At 44.3% G+C, this 15,224-nt stretch carries 13 protein-coding genes; 6 read left to right on the forward strand and 7 right to left on the reverse strand.

The features are described 5' to 3' along the window. Window positions 1–299: 299 nt before the first annotated feature. On the forward strand, window positions 300–1,898 hold the full coding sequence (locus K245_RS0103220; RefSeq protein WP_027358148.1) for an aspartate:alanine exchanger family transporter: 1,599 nt from the start codon (window positions 300–302) through the stop codon (window positions 1,896–1,898). Between the two features lie 200 nt (window positions 1,899–2,098). After that, on the forward strand, window positions 2,099–2,881 hold the full coding sequence (blaOXA, locus tag K245_RS0103230; protein ID WP_027358149.1) for a class D beta-lactamase: 783 nt from the start codon (window positions 2,099–2,101) through the stop codon (window positions 2,879–2,881). Between the two features lie 66 nt (window positions 2,882–2,947). Here blaOXA and K245_RS0103235 read toward each other — a convergent pair whose 3' ends face one another. The 7 genes from K245_RS0103235 to K245_RS0103265 form a co-directional block, all read right to left on the reverse strand. Then, entirely contained in the window at window positions 2,948–4,339 is a 1,392-nt protein-coding gene (locus K245_RS0103235; RefSeq protein WP_027358150.1) for an EH signature domain-containing protein, read from the reverse strand. A 1-nt stretch (window position 4,340) separates the two neighbouring features. After that, window positions 4,341–5,063 carry an OmpA/MotB family protein gene (locus K245_RS0103240; protein ID WP_027358151.1) on the reverse strand — a complete coding sequence of 241 codons (723 nt, stop codon included), beginning with the start codon at window positions 5,061–5,063 and terminating at the stop codon, window positions 4,341–4,343. Window positions 5,064–5,068: 5 nt separating this feature from the next. Continuing rightward, window positions 5,069–7,318 (reverse strand): anti-phage ZorAB system protein ZorA, encoded by a 2,250-nt coding sequence (gene zorA, locus K245_RS26275; RefSeq protein ID WP_051283826.1) that lies wholly within the window; start codon window positions 7,316–7,318, stop codon window positions 5,069–5,071. A gap of 381 nt (window positions 7,319–7,699) precedes the next feature. Next, window positions 7,700–8,209: a rhodanese-like domain-containing protein gene (locus tag K245_RS0103250; protein ID WP_027358152.1), complete on the reverse strand. Its 510-nt coding sequence runs from the start codon at window positions 8,207–8,209 to the stop codon at window positions 7,700–7,702. Between the two features lie 22 nt (window positions 8,210–8,231). Next, window positions 8,232–8,699, reverse strand: coding sequence for a MauE/DoxX family redox-associated membrane protein (locus tag K245_RS22880; protein WP_051283827.1), 468 nt, complete (start codon window positions 8,697–8,699; stop codon window positions 8,232–8,234). A gap of 265 nt (window positions 8,700–8,964) precedes the next feature. Then, a complete protein-coding gene (locus K245_RS0103260; RefSeq protein WP_027358153.1) occupies window positions 8,965–9,642 on the reverse strand; it encodes a zinc metallopeptidase in 678 nt (225 codons plus the stop codon). Beyond that, a complete protein-coding gene (locus K245_RS0103265; RefSeq protein ID WP_035276385.1) occupies window positions 9,630–10,553 on the reverse strand; it encodes a TIGR01212 family radical SAM protein in 924 nt (307 codons plus the stop codon). Before K245_RS0103265 ends, K245_RS0103260 begins: the two co-directional genes overlap by 13 nt. 103 nt (window positions 10,554–10,656) lie before the next feature. On the opposite strand from K245_RS0103265, the gene mnmG reads away from it, so the two are divergent. The 4 genes from mnmG to K245_RS0103285 all read left to right on the forward strand — a co-directional run bounded on the left by mnmG (window position 10,657) and on the right by K245_RS0103285 (window position 15,002). Next, window positions 10,657–12,543, forward strand: a complete 1,887-nt coding sequence (mnmG, locus tag K245_RS0103270) for a tRNA uridine-5-carboxymethylaminomethyl(34) synthesis enzyme MnmG (RefSeq protein ID WP_027358155.1) — start codon at window positions 10,657–10,659, stop codon at window positions 12,541–12,543. Beyond that, window positions 12,544–13,140: an ABC transporter ATP-binding protein gene (locus K245_RS0103275; protein ID WP_027358156.1), complete on the forward strand. Its 597-nt coding sequence runs from the start codon at window positions 12,544–12,546 to the stop codon at window positions 13,138–13,140. It begins immediately after the preceding gene. Next, entirely contained in the window at window positions 13,141–13,944 is an 804-nt protein-coding gene (locus K245_RS0103280) for an ABC transporter permease (protein ID WP_027358157.1), read from the forward strand. It begins immediately after the preceding gene. A 146-nt stretch (window positions 13,945–14,090) separates the two neighbouring features. Continuing rightward, window positions 14,091–15,002 (forward strand): DnaJ C-terminal domain-containing protein, encoded by a 912-nt coding sequence (locus K245_RS0103285; RefSeq protein ID WP_027358158.1) that lies wholly within the window; start codon window positions 14,091–14,093, stop codon window positions 15,000–15,002. Window positions 15,003–15,224 lie beyond the last annotated feature (222 nt).

The raw sequence follows: 15,224 nt of genomic DNA on the forward strand, positions 1-15,224 counted from the left end.
ACATATGGAAATATTTTTTAAATTCACATGTCTTATGAAATTCAGTTTATGTCCGTGCATACTGTATTTGAGGATTAGATTTTCGATAAAAAGACAATTTGCCCTCTCAACAGAAAACGATAGACAAAAACAGGCAGATTATGTTTCTGTTGAAAGCTTTAAGCATATTCTGACAGATCAGCTCCATTTCCAAATGATAATAGCAAAATAGCCTTAAACAGGTGGAAAAAGCCGAGGCTGGTCGCGTTCATTTATGGTGCCTTGCTGGAACAAAACAACAAAGCAAAAAAGGGGATAATATGGAGATACTGATCTCATTTCTAAACCAGCAGCCGTTCCTGGCTCTGTTTCTGGTAATTGCCACAGGATATGCGTTAGGCTCAATAAATATCAAGGGGTTTTCCCTTGGTGTTGGAGCCGTTATTTTTTCAGGCCTTTTCATTGGTGCAATCGCCACCAAGAGCCAACCTCCACCTATGGTCGGCACACTGGGACTGGTCATGTTTCTTTATGGACTTGGCGTGCAGTATGGGAAACAGTTTTTCGAAGGTCTGACAGGCAAGGCAGGGCGCAAATTCAACCTGCTTGCCGTGATAGCTCTGATCGCCGCATCTGCCGTAAGCATCATAGAAATGTATGTGCTTAATACTTCCAATCCTTTGATTGTCGGTCTTTTCGCAGGGTCAGGAACAAGTTCCGCATGTATGCAGGCTGCCATGGAAGCTGCGAAAAACACCGAGCCTGCGGTCGGCTACAGCCTTTCATATCCTTTTGGTGTGTTTGGCGCCATCCTTTGCATGTACGTCATGCAGCTTATAATAAAACCTAATATCGAGGCATCTTCTTCATCAAGACTTGAGCTTCTCGAGGTAGCCATCCATTCGGCAGATGTGATAGGACGTCCGATCGGAGAAATAGTCCCTCGATTGCCTGTGGGAGTCCGAATTCTTCTGGCCCGCATAGGAAATGAAAACATGCATCCTGATCCCGAGCTGATTCTGGGCGCTGACGATGTTCTGTTTCTTGAAGGCATAAACAAGGCTTCGATTGATTCTGCACGCGAGATGCTGGGCAAACAGGCCACTGGCCGTCTTGTCTGTGATCGCAGCGACATCGATTATCTCCACGTTTTTGTTTCAAAACCCAATCTTATTGGAATGATGCTGTCCGATTTAAAGATGCCTGAAGGTATTGAAGCAACCATCTCCCATATCCAGCGCGGTGACTCCGAAATGCTTATCACACCAAGCATTACCCTTGAATACGGTGATCGTATCGGCTTGCTTGCAAACCGCAAGTCATTTGATGATTTGAGAAAATTCTTCGGCAACTCGATCAAGACTACAACCGAATTCAGTTATATTTCCCTTGGCATAGGAATGGTTCTGGGCGTTCTTCTGGGCGTTACACCAATACCTGTTCCCATGATAGGAACGATCAAGCTGGGGATTGCCGGAGGATCGCTCATTGTCGCTCTTATCCTCGGAAAACTTGGCCGAACCGGAAAACTTACCTGGACAATGCCGCTTTCAGCAAACATCACCCTTAGAAACTTTGGTCTTTCCATATTTCTTGCCCAGGTTGGAATGAGTTCAGGCGCTCCATTCATAAATGTGGTCAAGGACAGCGGATTTACCCTGATTATTGCCGGTGCATGCATTCTTTTGGCCCTCGCACTGATCCCTATGATTATCGGCCATTATGTCATGCGGATTCCATTTGACGAACTACTCGGTATAACAGCCGGTGTCACAGGCAATCCCGCAATACTTGCATACGCTTACAGAACCGTCCCTTCTGACCGCGTGGAAATATGCTATGCGATGATTTTTCCTGCGGCCACTATCTTGAAAATCCTGATAGCACAAATCATGATCGCGGTCTTTGCAGGCGGATAGATTTGACTCTTCCCTTGGCTCTGCGCTTTGAATAAAAAAATGAATGCAGATGCCAAGGGAAAAGACAGACTGATTAGGAAGATATGTGCCTCCGGCGGGTCGCTTTTTGAAAAAAGCTCCGCAAAAACTTTAGGATTCTGCCTGACCCTCGAAAAAAAACAGAGCATAGCTGCTCAAAAAACACACATAAAGATAGAGAAATGAATAAATTCCTTTTTTGCGTTGCTATTTCCTTCTTTTTTGTTTTAGCGACCCAGGCACATAGCGAAACTTTTGTTGAAGATCCTGATATTTCAAATCTTTTCAAAAATAAAAAAATTAATGGAACCATAGTCATTGCATCTCTGAAAGGCGACAAGACATTTTGTCACAATAAAGACCGCGCCAGATCCCGTTTTCTTCCTGCATCGACCTTCAAGATACCAAACACGCTCATAGCTCTTGAAGAAGGTGCAGTGGCAGATGAAAAAGAAATTATAAAATGGGACGGTAAAAACCAGGAGATTCCAAGCTGGAATAAAGACCAATCCATGGAGACAGCTTTCCCATCTTCATGTGTCTGGTTTTATCAGGAGCTTGCAAAACGTGTGGGCAAAGACAAGTACGAGTTCTATCTTAAAAAAATAAAATACGGAAATGAGCAGGCTGGCCCCGAAATCACCACATTCTGGCTTAGTGGGGATTTAAGGATCAGCGCCTTTGAACAGATTGATTTTCTTAAAAAAGTCTATACCAGAGCGTATCCTTTTAAAACGTCATCATACGAACTGCTCAAAAAGCTCATGATTATTGAACAGACATCTTCCCATACTATAAGGGCAAAGACCGGATGGTCACAAAAAGTTGGCTGGCTCACAGGCTATGTCGAATCAGGTGGCAAGGTATGGTTTTTTGCAACCAATATGGAGATCAATACCCCAAAGGATCTTCCCCTTCGCCAGGAAATTACCTTTGAGGCGTTAAGGCTCAAGGGTATAATCTGACTCGATCCAGCAAGGCGGGAAACCACACTGATAATGATCCACAAGCCCAAAAGCATGATCGGGATCTTATCTGCTTATCCAAAAAAAATTCTCCAGATGGAATTCGAACTGTTCTTCCCATCTTGAAAAGCCGTGGTAATTATCCTTGTGATGAAGCCTGTCTTTTGCAAGGTTTCTGTCTTTGAGCATGGAAACGTTCACATTGACAGTCTCGTCAGGGCTGAATGGGAGCTGGCTGTAAACATAAACGGCTCCGCCCACGCCGCCAAACTCGACAAACCAGTGATCCCCGACCTTCATTATGAGGGCGTTATTATGAAGAATGCTAAGGCCGTCATCAATGGCGATAAGTCTGCCTTCCATTTTTCTTTTCTGATCCATGAATTCCGGGCGCCTGTCAGTCATGGCGTCCCTGCCAAGGGCAAAATACATCTCGCTGATTCGAGCAATATGCCGAATCCAGAAATCAGAACGCCTCGAGCTGTTGAATCCGTCTCCTGAAAAAAATTCAAAAAACCGCTTAAGAAGATCCACCCGTATCCATCTTGCCACCATATTTCTTGCTTCAGATGAAACCATCTTCCATTTTGATATCTCCGAAAAAATCCAGGGATTCTTCCAATGTCTGACCGAAAAATACATAAGTTCAGGATTAATATGCTCTATTCCGAAGGATGAATATCTGTCCAGAATCATGGAAAGGCCCTTATCGAGAAAGCGGGCGTAACGTCTGTCTTCGAGCATTTTCATGAGCTTTGGAAGATAACTTATGAACTCGTCATCACCGCACTCAATGGCAGCTGAAAATCTCGCCTTGAAAATTGCCCTTGAAACCCAGGTAGAAGCAGATATGTCAAGTTCCGCTTGTTCGCCGGTTAAAAAGCCCTTGCCATATCTTTCGCAGGGGTTATTTGAAAGGAGATTTCTGTGTTCGAGTATGGCATTCATCCAGTCATGCATAGAAAGTCCTGAAATGCTTAACTGACTGATTTTCTTTTCAAGATAGAATCTTAAAAACTCCCAGTTCTTTTTGCCAGTTTCAGTCGAAGCCTTATCATCAGGATCATATCCGAAATAAGCGGCAAGAAGCCCCCTGAAGCATCTGCGGAATTCCTTTGGCTCAAGCAAATAGCCATCGACTGACGTCATAAGCCTCTGAAAAAGCCTGTCATCCTCTATCAGAAGGTATTTACCATCTTCTAATCTCGTTGCAGCTCCCCAGCAAACAAACCTGGTCTCCCTTGAACCTTTTAATCTGAATGAAGACCTGAAAGATAAAACCGCATCACGTATCATTTTATCCGGCGGTTTTGTATTTGAGACATGGCTGAGCCATGAGTGGATTTTTTTTGCCTCTGTCTGTATTTTTTTTATGGAATCGTCACCAAAGCGCATTTCTCCCGCGACTTTAATATTGATGGCGTTCAGATCGCTTATGAGGGTATTAAGCGGGTTCATGCTACATTCCAAGTACGCAGTTACCAAAATCACCCCTGACAATGCCCTCTGTGGAAGGACGATTTTCTCCTATGCCAAGAAATTCGAGTCTCATTTCAATTCGCCGACTGGCTTCCAAAGAGGATTTAGCAGAATTGAAGGAATATCCGCCCACCATGAAAAGCTCCCGGATCTGCTCACGAATTTCAGGAGCAAGCGGAATCTCTCCTGGAAGAGGATTTGCAAGAAGTGCGCAAAGAACCATCTGACTCCTCTGAAGTGAAAGATTAAGATTATACAGATATGTCCCCCTTGAATCAGCAAAACCCTCGACAACAACTCTCTTCAGCCATTTTTTACCAAGATCGTCATTTGCGACCGCAAGAATATCAGGAATAAAGGATCTCAGAAGTTTTGCCTGATCAGGAGTAAGTTTGTAACTTCCGGTCTCGAATCTGGCCCTTTCCCCAAAATCTATTACCTTGCGTTCCTGATCCACGGTCACGCCCGGAAAATTAACTGTAATTTCCTTCATTTTGTCTATAAGGCTGTCAATGTCAGACTCCCTTGAAGTTTTTGCCCTTTCAACTTCCGTAACTGTCTTGGTTACAGCAAGAAGTGCTACGCTCATTACAACAAGAAAAAGAACCATGAGCGCTGTCATGAGATCGGCAAAAGAAATCCAGAACGGCTTTTCAGCTTCATCCTCTGACCCTCGCTTTATAACTATACGTCCGCCCAGCATATTTTCTATACCTCCCGGGAAACACTTCCGCCAATTCTGCCGATGGTGGCTTCAAGCTCCTCAATCCCCTCACGAAGCTTTGAAACAGCCGTAGTAAGATGATCAAAAAACTGGGTATTAACATCTTTAAGTGTGGAACGCATATTTGATGAAAACTCCTTATGCGTTGTAGTCAGAACTTCTGAAACAGATGAAAGATAACCATCCGCCTGCTGCTGGGCTGCAAAAAGCTTCTTGGCAGAACCGTCTATCCTGCTCAGGACATCTTCTGTGAGACTCGCTTCCCTTCTGGCTGATTCAACAATGATGCTGACATTATCAAGCATAGCAGAGAGGCTTTGCTTCGAATCCCTGAAATCGCTCGATATTCCTTCCAGCATCCTCGCAGCTCCTGCAACGGATGATGATGACGAAGACATATCCTTGCCAATAAGCGAGAGTTTATCAAGTATTCCGGTCAATCCCCTTGATGCCTTGCCAAATTCCTCGGAAGACATGAGAAGATTTTTAGAGCCTTCGTTCATGTCCCTGGCAGAGGTTCCTGTTATTTCAGTAAGGTCAGTGACAGCAAGGTGAATGGATCTGACTGCAGTTGTTGTGTTGTCGTTGCTCGTCTCAACCATGCGGGAGAGACTGCTGATCATCTCTGTTGTTTTGCCTGTTGAAAGAGAAACCGTATTTTCGACATTTTTGGAAAAATCAATAACAGCCTTCTCTGTTCTGTCAACAAAGCGTTCCTGCTGTTTTTCTATAACGTTCAGAAGCTGAAGAATCTGGTTCTGCATGGTCTGCATGGAATTTTTCAGTTCGGTTGAAACCGAGCTGATCGCGTTAACAGTGGCAAGGGAGAGATCACTATGTGTGGTTTTATTCATTACAGTCATATCATTGGCCTGGTTTCTCAGTTCCGAAACCATCAGAGAAACCTGGCTGCCAAGTTCAGAAATAATCTCCTGCAGTTTTCTGGATGTTTCTGACTGGGACTGGCTGACCAGATTCCTTATCTGCTCAACAAATTCAGACATCGTTGCATTCATCATTCTCTGGCGGACTTCCATGGAAGAAACCGCGTCCGTCATTTTTTCGGCCATAGCATCGGTAGCGCCGCGTCCTGCATCATTAAGATCAGACATCATTTTATTAAGCTGATTGACCGCTGATTCAAGAGCCGTCAAGGTTTTCTGCTGAATATCATTCATTCCTGTTATCTGGCCGCCAAGAAGCTCGTTCTGATCTTTGGAAAAGGAAGAAAGCACGTCGCCAAGGGCCGAACTTATTTCATCCCCTGCCCTCTCCCTCTGTCCGCGGAACACTTCGGCAATGGACTCGAGGGGTTTGGAAATTCCGGCCTCTATGCTTTTGACAATCTGGTCTCCAAGATCCTTCTGACTAGTAAGCGTTGCATGGGCAAAAACTGACATCTGCTCGTTAAATGCGGTGATCTGTTTCTGATTGAGCTCGAACATGGTCTGTTTAAGCTCCATGATAAAGGAATCCTTCAGATTCCTTGACTGAACGCTCGAATCCTCAGACGCTTTAACAAGTCTTTCAAGGTATTCCTCTCCGGCTCCTGTTTCAAAAAAACTGTCTATTATATAACAGAGCTGCTCAATTTTACGGTGAAGTGAAGAAAGCAGACTTTTTTCTATGAGAGTGACGAGCATTGCAAGGCCAATTGCTATGGCAGATACGACAAAAGCCTCTGATACTCCGGCAAGCAGGCTTTCAAGGCTTTTACGCACAATTTCGGTATTTTCAGAAACGTTGAAGGCTTTCAAACCTTTTATCAGACCAGAAAAAGTCCCGATTATGCCAAGGCCCGTAAAAATACCTGGAAGATGCCTGAAAAAATCAGCGCTCAGACGACTGTCCACAAGAGCCTGGGTACTGAAAAAAGCCTCGGCAGGGACAGTTGCCCTCAGTGCATGGATTTCTTCTTCACCTGTTTCAGGATTGATTCTTTTTTGGGGATGAAGGGTATCTTTATATTCAGTCCAGAGATGGAACATTTCCCTGCCCCGCTTGGCAGAAAAAAGTTCCGAAGGATCTATTCCTTTGGTCTTTTTGAAATTCCTGAGATCCTTTAGAAGATTCCGAAGCTTAAAGGACAGATAAAGACCTTTAATAAGATATTTCCATAAAAATGCCAGGGACAGAACAATTATGAAACAGCCAACTATCTGAACCTGTAGAGGAAGGGCCGACACCAATGCCGTTGTTTTTACAAAAAATGTGTTTAGATCCATATCAGGCATAAGATCACTTTCTTAAGGATGTGGGATTAATCGAATCAATAAAAGAAGATTTGGAAAACAGTTTTTTATAAAACGTTGCAAACAGGGGTGTTGTCAAGGTTTAAATGAATGATTCACGATATTGTCAATCAGAAAAAAGCATCTGAGAGTGCTGGAAACGGACGTAAACCGGCTTTTAAGTCCATCTCCTTTTTATGGGCGTAGGTATCTAAACAATTTGGATATGCAGATACCATTTAGCCCCGAAAGGCAATGATGTTGAAATAAGACAAAATGTAGGGTGCGTGGCGCTTTTCCACGCACCGTTTTGTTCAAAAGCATGGTGCGTGCAAGGACGGCACACACCCTACATAAAATTATAATTCTTATTATTCGATGATCTTATGGCTCAACAGGAAAACCTGACTCCATCCAAGCCTTGATTCCGCCCGGATATCTGTAAACATTTGTGTATCCGAGTTTCTTGGCCCACATTGCGGCATTGTGACTTCTGGTGCATTTCGGGAATCCACAGTAAAAAACGATTGTTTTGTTCTTCTCAACGCCGAGAAGCTTAACAAGGGCATCCTGAACATCAGGCTTAATTTCTGTCATTTCAGGAATTGGAAACTCCATCTGGAGAGCCTTGGGAAGATGGTTTTTCTTGTAGCTGCTTTCAAGAGGCATGGTGTCAACGAGTATGATATCCTTTTTCTCATCGATCCATTTCTTAAGCTCGGCGGTATTTACAACCTCATAGCCGCCCCTTTTAACTTCATTATAAAAATTCACGGCTATTTCTTCATTTGTCAGTTCCTGCTTGCTGAACTCGTTAGCATAGACCGCCCCTGTTGCAATGAATACGCAAGCAGTAGCAGCAATTATTGTGATAATTCTTGAAAAACGTTTCATCAATAAACCTCCTTAAAAAAAATTAGAAAACAAATAACTGTTTAAAACGAACCCTGTGAAAAAACAGATAAAAGGACATGGCAAGAAGCCCCCAGTCCCTTTTGAAAGCTGTTTTAAGTCCATCATGGTAATTCTGCTCAGAAGCTGAAAAGCATCCGCAGTCTATATCGAGATTTTTCAGAATTCCAAACCAGAGTATAATGATGAACATGATTATCATGGAGGTAATTAGGCTCAGGCAATAGGGTTTGTCCGCAATCAGACCAAGCCCGGCCAGCACTTCAATCAGAGGGAGTCCGATTGCAATGACAGGAAGAAACATTTCAGGGACGATTCTGTACTGGGATATGATCTGGCCGAAGCTCTTGGGATCCATTAGTTTTACTGCTCCGGCCCATATAAATACGCCTCCTATAATAAGGCGGAAGGAGATATAAATTAAATCAGGGAGGCTTGCGGTGAATAATCTGCTTGTTGTTGTCTCTGCCATTGATATCCTCTTGAGTTTTTTAAGGATAATTAGGCTATAGAAGAAAACGAAGTCAAATCGATAATTCTAATCGGTTTTTATATATGCATAGATTATATTTATAGAAGTTAGCCCTGATAGCCTCACAAAAAATCAAAAAAAGGCGTCCGCTTCATACCTGACTTAATCCGGTATCCAGTATTTCAGAGACTTCTGGATTCCGGCCTGCGCCAGAATGACTGGAATCAGAGTTTTTGCGACTTTTTCAACCCGGGAAAGCTAATTGTTATCTTATGAATCTTATCCATCTCCAGAAATTGAGTATGCCTGCAAGGGCAGAGGCTACATAGGTCAGGGCGCAGGCAAGAAGAATCTTTCTCGCCTCTTTTAAATCTTCAGCCGGAATCCATTTACCTTCGGCAAGTATGGGAAGGGCCCTTCTGAAGCTTGCGTCAAACTCCACTGGGAGAGTAATAAGATGAACCACAATTGGGAATCCAAGAGCCAGAAATCCTCCGGCTGCGACCAGAAGTCCTGCGGCAGGGACTCTGAGAACAGAGATTATTATGGGGACGCCCAGAATAAGAAAAGCGCCGGCCTTTTCAGCATAAAAACCAGCATGGGCGAGTCTTGTTCTTAAAACCAGGGGAAGATATCCTTCCCGTCTCTGGATTGCGTGGCCAATCTCATGGGCAGCAACTACAACTGAGGTCAGCGATCTTTTGCCGCAATTGAATCTTGTCAGACGGACAATATTCAATAAAGGGTCATAATGATCGCCTGCAAGGCTCTCTTCCACTTTCACATCATCCATGCCAAGCTCTTTCAGCAAAAGGCGGGCGAACTCAAATCCATCTCCTGAAAAATACTCGGACTTGCTGTTTCTTGCCAGAACCGAACCGGCCCACAAAGCTGGTCCATAAAGAACAGAAAGAATAATGATTGCAAATATTAACCAGAGCATGGTTCGTAGAGTCTCCCCTGCCAGGTGTCCCTTTTTTCAAGGAGCTTTATTACAGCCTGACGGTTAGGTGTCTTGTCAAGTGCCCACATAGGAGCAACAAGCTCGTCAGGATGGGGGTCAGCTGTTATCCGGTGAATTATCATTTCAGGAGGAAGAAGCTCCAGAAAGTCGCAGGCAAGTTCAGAATACTCATCCCTTGACATGCATGTGTAATCCCCCTTTTTGTACATTTCATCGAGAGCTGTTCCCTTGACAACATATAAAAGATGAAGCTTGACGCCGTCTATTCCAAGAGAGGCTATTTTTCTTGCTGACGCGAGCATCATCCCGCGTGTTTCGCCTGGAAGTCCGAGAATAATATGGCAGCAGATTTTTATGCCCCGGTTTTTTGTCATTTCCACGGCCTTAACAAATGTCTCATAATCATGGCCGCGGTTTATTATATCAAGGGTTGAATCATGAACTGACTGAAGCCCGTATTCCATCCAGATAAGATGTTTTTCAGCATAGCCAGCAATAAGATCAATCTTTTCCTGATCCACGCAGTCAGGCCTTGTTCCAATTGAAAGCCCGACAACGCCCTCGACTGAAAAAGCCTCGTCATACATTTCCTTAAGGCGTTCCACAGGTGCGTATGTGTTTGTGAATGACTGGAAATAAGCAAGAAACTTCTTGGCCTTATACCTCTGGCCCACTCCTTTTTTCGCAGATTCTATCTGCCTTGCTATGGGAATACCCTGGACGCTCAGGCCGGTTCCTGACCCCTGGGGATTGCAATAAATGCACCCGCCGGTTCCTCGGCTTCCATCCCTGTTAGGGCATGTAAGACCCGCATCGACCGTTATCTTCTGCACTCTTTCCCCAAAAAGAGAGCGAAGATAGTTATTCAAATCATTATATCTTGCCTGCATTTGCTTGACCTTGTTCAAACTGGTGATATACTTCGTTTTTGTTTTTTTCTGAAACACGGATAACACAAACGGCCCAACTTAAGGAATCCTAAAAAAAGATAAAATGGCTTTTTATAATAAAAAATACGACGTTATTGTTACCGGAGCAGGCCACGCAGGATGCGAAGCAGCACTTGCAGCGGCGAGAATGGGCTGCTCGGTTCTTGTTTTGACCATAGATCTTGACAAGGTTGCGGCCATGCCTTGCAGCCCTTCAATTGGCGGTACTGCAAAAGGCGCACTTGTAAGGGAAATCGATGCCCTCGGCGGCGCGATGGCGAGGGCGGCTGACATTACAGCCCTTCAGTACAGGACCCTTAATACCAAAAAAGGGCCGGCTGTTCATTCCACAAGAACCAGAAACGACAAGAAAAAATACCACATGACCATGAAAACGGTAATGGAATCATGTGAAAATCTTGATCTCAAACAGGGAATAGTTGAACGCCTTGTAGTTGAAGACGGGAAAATAGTCGGCGTCATAGATCACACAGGTTTCGGATTCATGGCAGGCGCAGTCATTCTCGCAGGAGGAACATTTTTCAGCGGCCTCGTTCACATCGGAACAAGCTCCATAAAGGCAGGAAGAGCAGGAGAGTTCGCATCTTACAGCCTTCCCGAGCATCTCAGGGAACTCGGTTTTGAGCTTGGGAGAATGAAAACAGGAACTCCTCCGAGACTCCACAGGCGCAGCATCGATTTTTCCAAATTTTCAGTTCATATGCCTGATGATGTGCCTGTCCCTTTTTCATACAGAACTTCAGGCGAAATGCCGGTTCAATACCCAAGCTTCATGGGCAGAACAAATACGAGAAGCAGACAAATAGTTCAGGATCACATACATCTTTCACCGCTTTATAATGGAACCATAAAAGGCGTTTCAGCCAGGTATTGCCCTTCATTTGAAGACAAGACAATGCGCTTTCCTGAAAAGGAGACCCATAACGTAATCTTAGAACCAGAAGGCCTTGAGACAGACGAAATCTATGCAAGCGGTCTTGGTAACAGTCTTCCAGTCGAGGTTCAGATTCAGTTCGTGAGATCCGTCGAAGGACTCGAAGAAGCAGAAATAATGCGCCCGGCCTATGCCATAGAATATGATTACATCAATCCTTTGCAGCTGAAGCCCACCCTTGAGACCAAGCTCATTTCAGGTCTTTTCACGGCAGGCCAGATAAACGGAACATCAGGATATGAAGAAGCAGGAGCCCAGGGAATATGGGCAGGAATAAACGCTGCATGCAAAATTCAAAAAAGGCCGGAATTCATCCTCGACAGATCCGAAGCATATATGGCCGTTCTTGTTGACGACCTTGTGACACGGGGAACCAAAGAACCATACAGAATGTTCACATCAAGGGCTGAATACAGGCTGATTCTGAGGGAAGATAATTCAGATCTAAGGCTTGCGGCAAAAGCATTTGAATATGGCCTGATATCAAAGGATCGTTTTCAGGAACTTGAAGACACAAGGGCTATAATTGATTCTGAATTTAAAAGGGTCAAGGCTGCAACTGTCAGACCAACTCCAGAAAACAACGAGTGGCTTGAATCCAAGGGATCTTCGCCAATCACCACAGGCGCTCACATGGATCAGCTTCTTAAAAGAGCCGAGCTTGATTATTCTGCGGTCGAAGCCCTTGCGCCCCCGGAAAACAAAATCCCTGAAAAAGCCAGCCGCCAGGTTGAAATCGAAATCAAGTATGAGGGTTACATAAGCAGGCAGATGCAGGAAATTGAGCGATTCAGGGACATTGAAAAAATAAGGATTCCCGACGGATTCGACTACAGCATCATACAGGGACTTTCAACAGAGCTTAAGGGCAAGCTGGAAAAAATAAAACCTTCTTCAGTGGGGCAGGCATCCAGAATTGAGGGAATAACCCCTGCGGCCATATCTGCTGTAATGATAGCCATAAAAGCGTGGAAGAAAAATAAGGATGCCGGATAAATGCCTGGAAAGCTTATCGTTTCCGGGCTTAAGGCCCTTGATATCGGCCCTGTGAACCTGGAAATAAATCCTGGTGAAACCGTTTGCATAAAAGGTGATTCAGGATCAGGGAAAAGCATTATGCTCAAGGCAATTGTGGATATAATTCCCCATGATGGGGATGTCTTCCTTGGGACAACCTCCATGAACATGGTCTCAGGGCCTGAATGGAGAAAAAAGGTGGGGCTTCTTCCAGCAAGTAGTTCATGGTGGGAAGACAGGGTAAGGGATCATTTCATATTTCCGGAACAGACTGATTTCGGCATTATGGGCTTTGAAAATGATATCCTTGAATGGGAAATAAAAAGGCTCTCAAGTGGAGAAAAGCAGAGACTTTCAATATTGCGGCTGCTCGAGAACAGACCAGAGGCTCTTCTTCTCGATGAACCCACAGCCAATCTTGATCCAGGAAATACAGAAAGAGTCGAAAACATCATATCAGATTTTTCAAAAAGTACGGGATGCCCGGTAATATGGGTAAGCCATGATACTGCCCAGGCTGACAGGATCGCTTCAAGGCTTTTTATAATGAATAATGGCAAGCTGACAGAGGGATAAATGGAACCAATAATCAAACTGTCAGTTCTTGACCTTTCGGTTTCGGCGGTATTCATTGCCGTGCTTGCGGCCATCGCCTACAGAATGCGTCTTGGAATATCGAGAATCCTTATTTCAAGCGCGGCAAGGGCCTTTATACAGCTTTCCCTTGTCGGCATAGCTCTCAAATTTATATTCGAGAAGTCGAACCCTTTATGGATAAGCTTAATATCAGTAATCATGCTTCTTTCAGCAGCCAGAGAAGTTTACGGAAGACAGAAGAGAAAACACAGCGGAGCCTCGGGTTTTATGATGGGTGCGCTCCCTCTTATGGTTTCATCATTTACGATAACAATTCTGGCCTTGACGATAATAATTAAAATCAAGCCCTGGTACACCCCTCAATACGCCATACCCTTACTTGGAATGCTTCTTGGCAATACAATGACAGGCATAGCCCTCGGCCTTGACAGGCTGAGTCAGGGAGCATGGGACAGAAAAGATGAGATCGAGGCAAGGCTCATGCTGGGACACAAGGCCCAGGATGCCATATCAGAAATCAAAAAGGACAGCATCCGAAGTGCCATGACTCCGATAATAAACTCCATGTCAGTGGCAGGACTCGTAAGCCTTCCCGGAATGATGACGGGCCAGATTCTCGGCGGCAATCCTCCCATGGAAGCAGTAAAATATCAGATCCTGATAATATTTCTCATCGCATGTGCGTCAGGATTCGGGGTAATAATTGCGGTACATGCTTCTTCTGCAAGGCTTTTTGATGTACGCCAGAGACTGAGACTGGACAGACTGAAAACAGACAGATAAAGCAAAACTTTAAAACACAGGCCTGTTTTGCCAAACTTCCGTATTCATAAATCTTCACAGATACTGAAATTACGGGCTTGACAGCACTTACTACAAAATTAAATTATCTCTGAGAGAGAATCTATACTACGAGGATATAATATACTATGGCAGCCGAAGATTATTATAAGGAATTGGGAGTGGCAAAAACAGCCACTGCCGAAGAAATCAAAAAGTCTTACAGGAAACTTGCGGTAAAATATCACCCTGACAAAAACAAGGGCGACAAGGCGGCAGAGGAAAAATTTAAAAAAATCAGCGAGGCCTATGCCGTTCTGAGCGATCCTGAAAAAAGAAAACAGTATGACACATACGGATCAACTGATTTCCACCAGAGATACAGTCAGGAAGATATTTTCAAAAATTTCGATTTCAGCAACATATTCAGTGAGTTCGGATTTGACTTTGGCGGTGGCGGAGGAGGTTTCAATTTTGGGAAAGGCCGGCACGGACACAGATCAGCGCATCAGAGATTCAGTCAGCATGGCGGCAACACAAAGGGGACAGATCTCAGCTACGAAATAAGCCTGACTCCATATGAAGTTTTTCATGGTACTGAAAAGACCGTAACACTTAGTTCCGGAGGATCAAATGAACAGGTAAACGTAAAAATACCCAAAGGAATGGTTACCGGGAAAAAAATCAGACTGACAGGAAAAGGCGAAAGAAGCCCTTTTGGAGGACAGCCAGGCGACCTCTATATAGTCTCAAAAGTTGTTCCTGACTCCCAATTTGAAGTTGAGGGACAAGATGTAATATCAACCCACGAAATAAAACTTACAGAAGCAATAATAGGCACAAAAGTGAATGTCAGCACACTGGACGGCCGCGAAATATGCGTAAAAATCCCTCCGGGAACACAGCATAAAACAAAAATGCGCATTCCAGGTCTTGGCATACCCCATATGAAGGACAATCAAAAAGGTGATATGTTTGTCCTCATAAATATCAGAATGCCCAAGAGCCTCACAACCGAACAGTCAAAAATAGTTGATGAACTTGCAAAAACAGGGCTTTGACAAGGTGCGCCTCAGGCGGATCGCTTTTTGCAAAAAGCGATCCGCCTGAGGCCATCCAAAATAGATGCATTCTATATTTGATGGTCTTGCAAAAAATCAAAAAAAGGGCATTGAAGTCATGCCGGACTTGATCCGGCATTTTTGTATTTTCAGGTACTTCTGGATTCCGGCCTGTGCTGAATGATGGCAATAGGACTTTTTGCGACTTTGCCATATTTAAAA

It is taken from the genome of Desulforegula conservatrix Mb1Pa (assembly GCF_000426225.1).
GTDB lineage: Bacteria > Desulfobacterota > Desulfobacteria > Desulfobacterales > Desulforegulaceae > Desulforegula > Desulforegula conservatrix.

Coding starts and splice junctions, on each gene's coding strand:
- K245_RS0103265 (WP_035276385.1), bottom strand. CDS start 10,553: ATGCAGGCAAGATATAATGATTTGAATAACTATCTTCGCTCTCTTTTT.
- K245_RS0103275 (WP_027358156.1), top strand. CDS start 12,544: ATGCCTGGAAAGCTTATCGTTTCCGGGCTTAAGGCCCTTGATATCGGC.
- K245_RS0103235 (WP_027358150.1), bottom strand. CDS start 4,339: ATGAACCCGCTTAATACCCTCATAAGCGATCTGAACGCCATCAATATT.
- K245_RS0103260 (WP_027358153.1), bottom strand. CDS start 9,642: ATGCTCTGGTTAATATTTGCAATCATTATTCTTTCTGTTCTTTATGGA.
- mnmG (WP_027358155.1), top strand. CDS start 10,657: ATGGCTTTTTATAATAAAAAATACGACGTTATTGTTACCGGAGCAGGC.
- zorA (WP_051283826.1), bottom strand. CDS start 7,318: ATGCCTGATATGGATCTAAACACATTTTTTGTAAAAACAACGGCATTG.
- K245_RS0103285 (WP_027358158.1), top strand. CDS start 14,091: ATGGCAGCCGAAGATTATTATAAGGAATTGGGAGTGGCAAAAACAGCC.
- K245_RS0103280 (WP_027358157.1), top strand. CDS start 13,141: ATGGAACCAATAATCAAACTGTCAGTTCTTGACCTTTCGGTTTCGGCG.
- K245_RS0103240 (WP_027358151.1), bottom strand. CDS start 5,063: ATGCTGGGCGGACGTATAGTTATAAAGCGAGGGTCAGAGGATGAAGCT.
- K245_RS0103220 (WP_027358148.1), top strand. CDS start 300: ATGGAGATACTGATCTCATTTCTAAACCAGCAGCCGTTCCTGGCTCTG.
- K245_RS0103250 (WP_027358152.1), bottom strand. CDS start 8,209: ATGAAACGTTTTTCAAGAATTATCACAATAATTGCTGCTACTGCTTGC.
- K245_RS22880 (WP_051283827.1), bottom strand. CDS start 8,699: ATGGCAGAGACAACAACAAGCAGATTATTCACCGCAAGCCTCCCTGAT.
- blaOXA (WP_027358149.1), top strand. CDS start 2,099: ATGAATAAATTCCTTTTTTGCGTTGCTATTTCCTTCTTTTTTGTTTTA.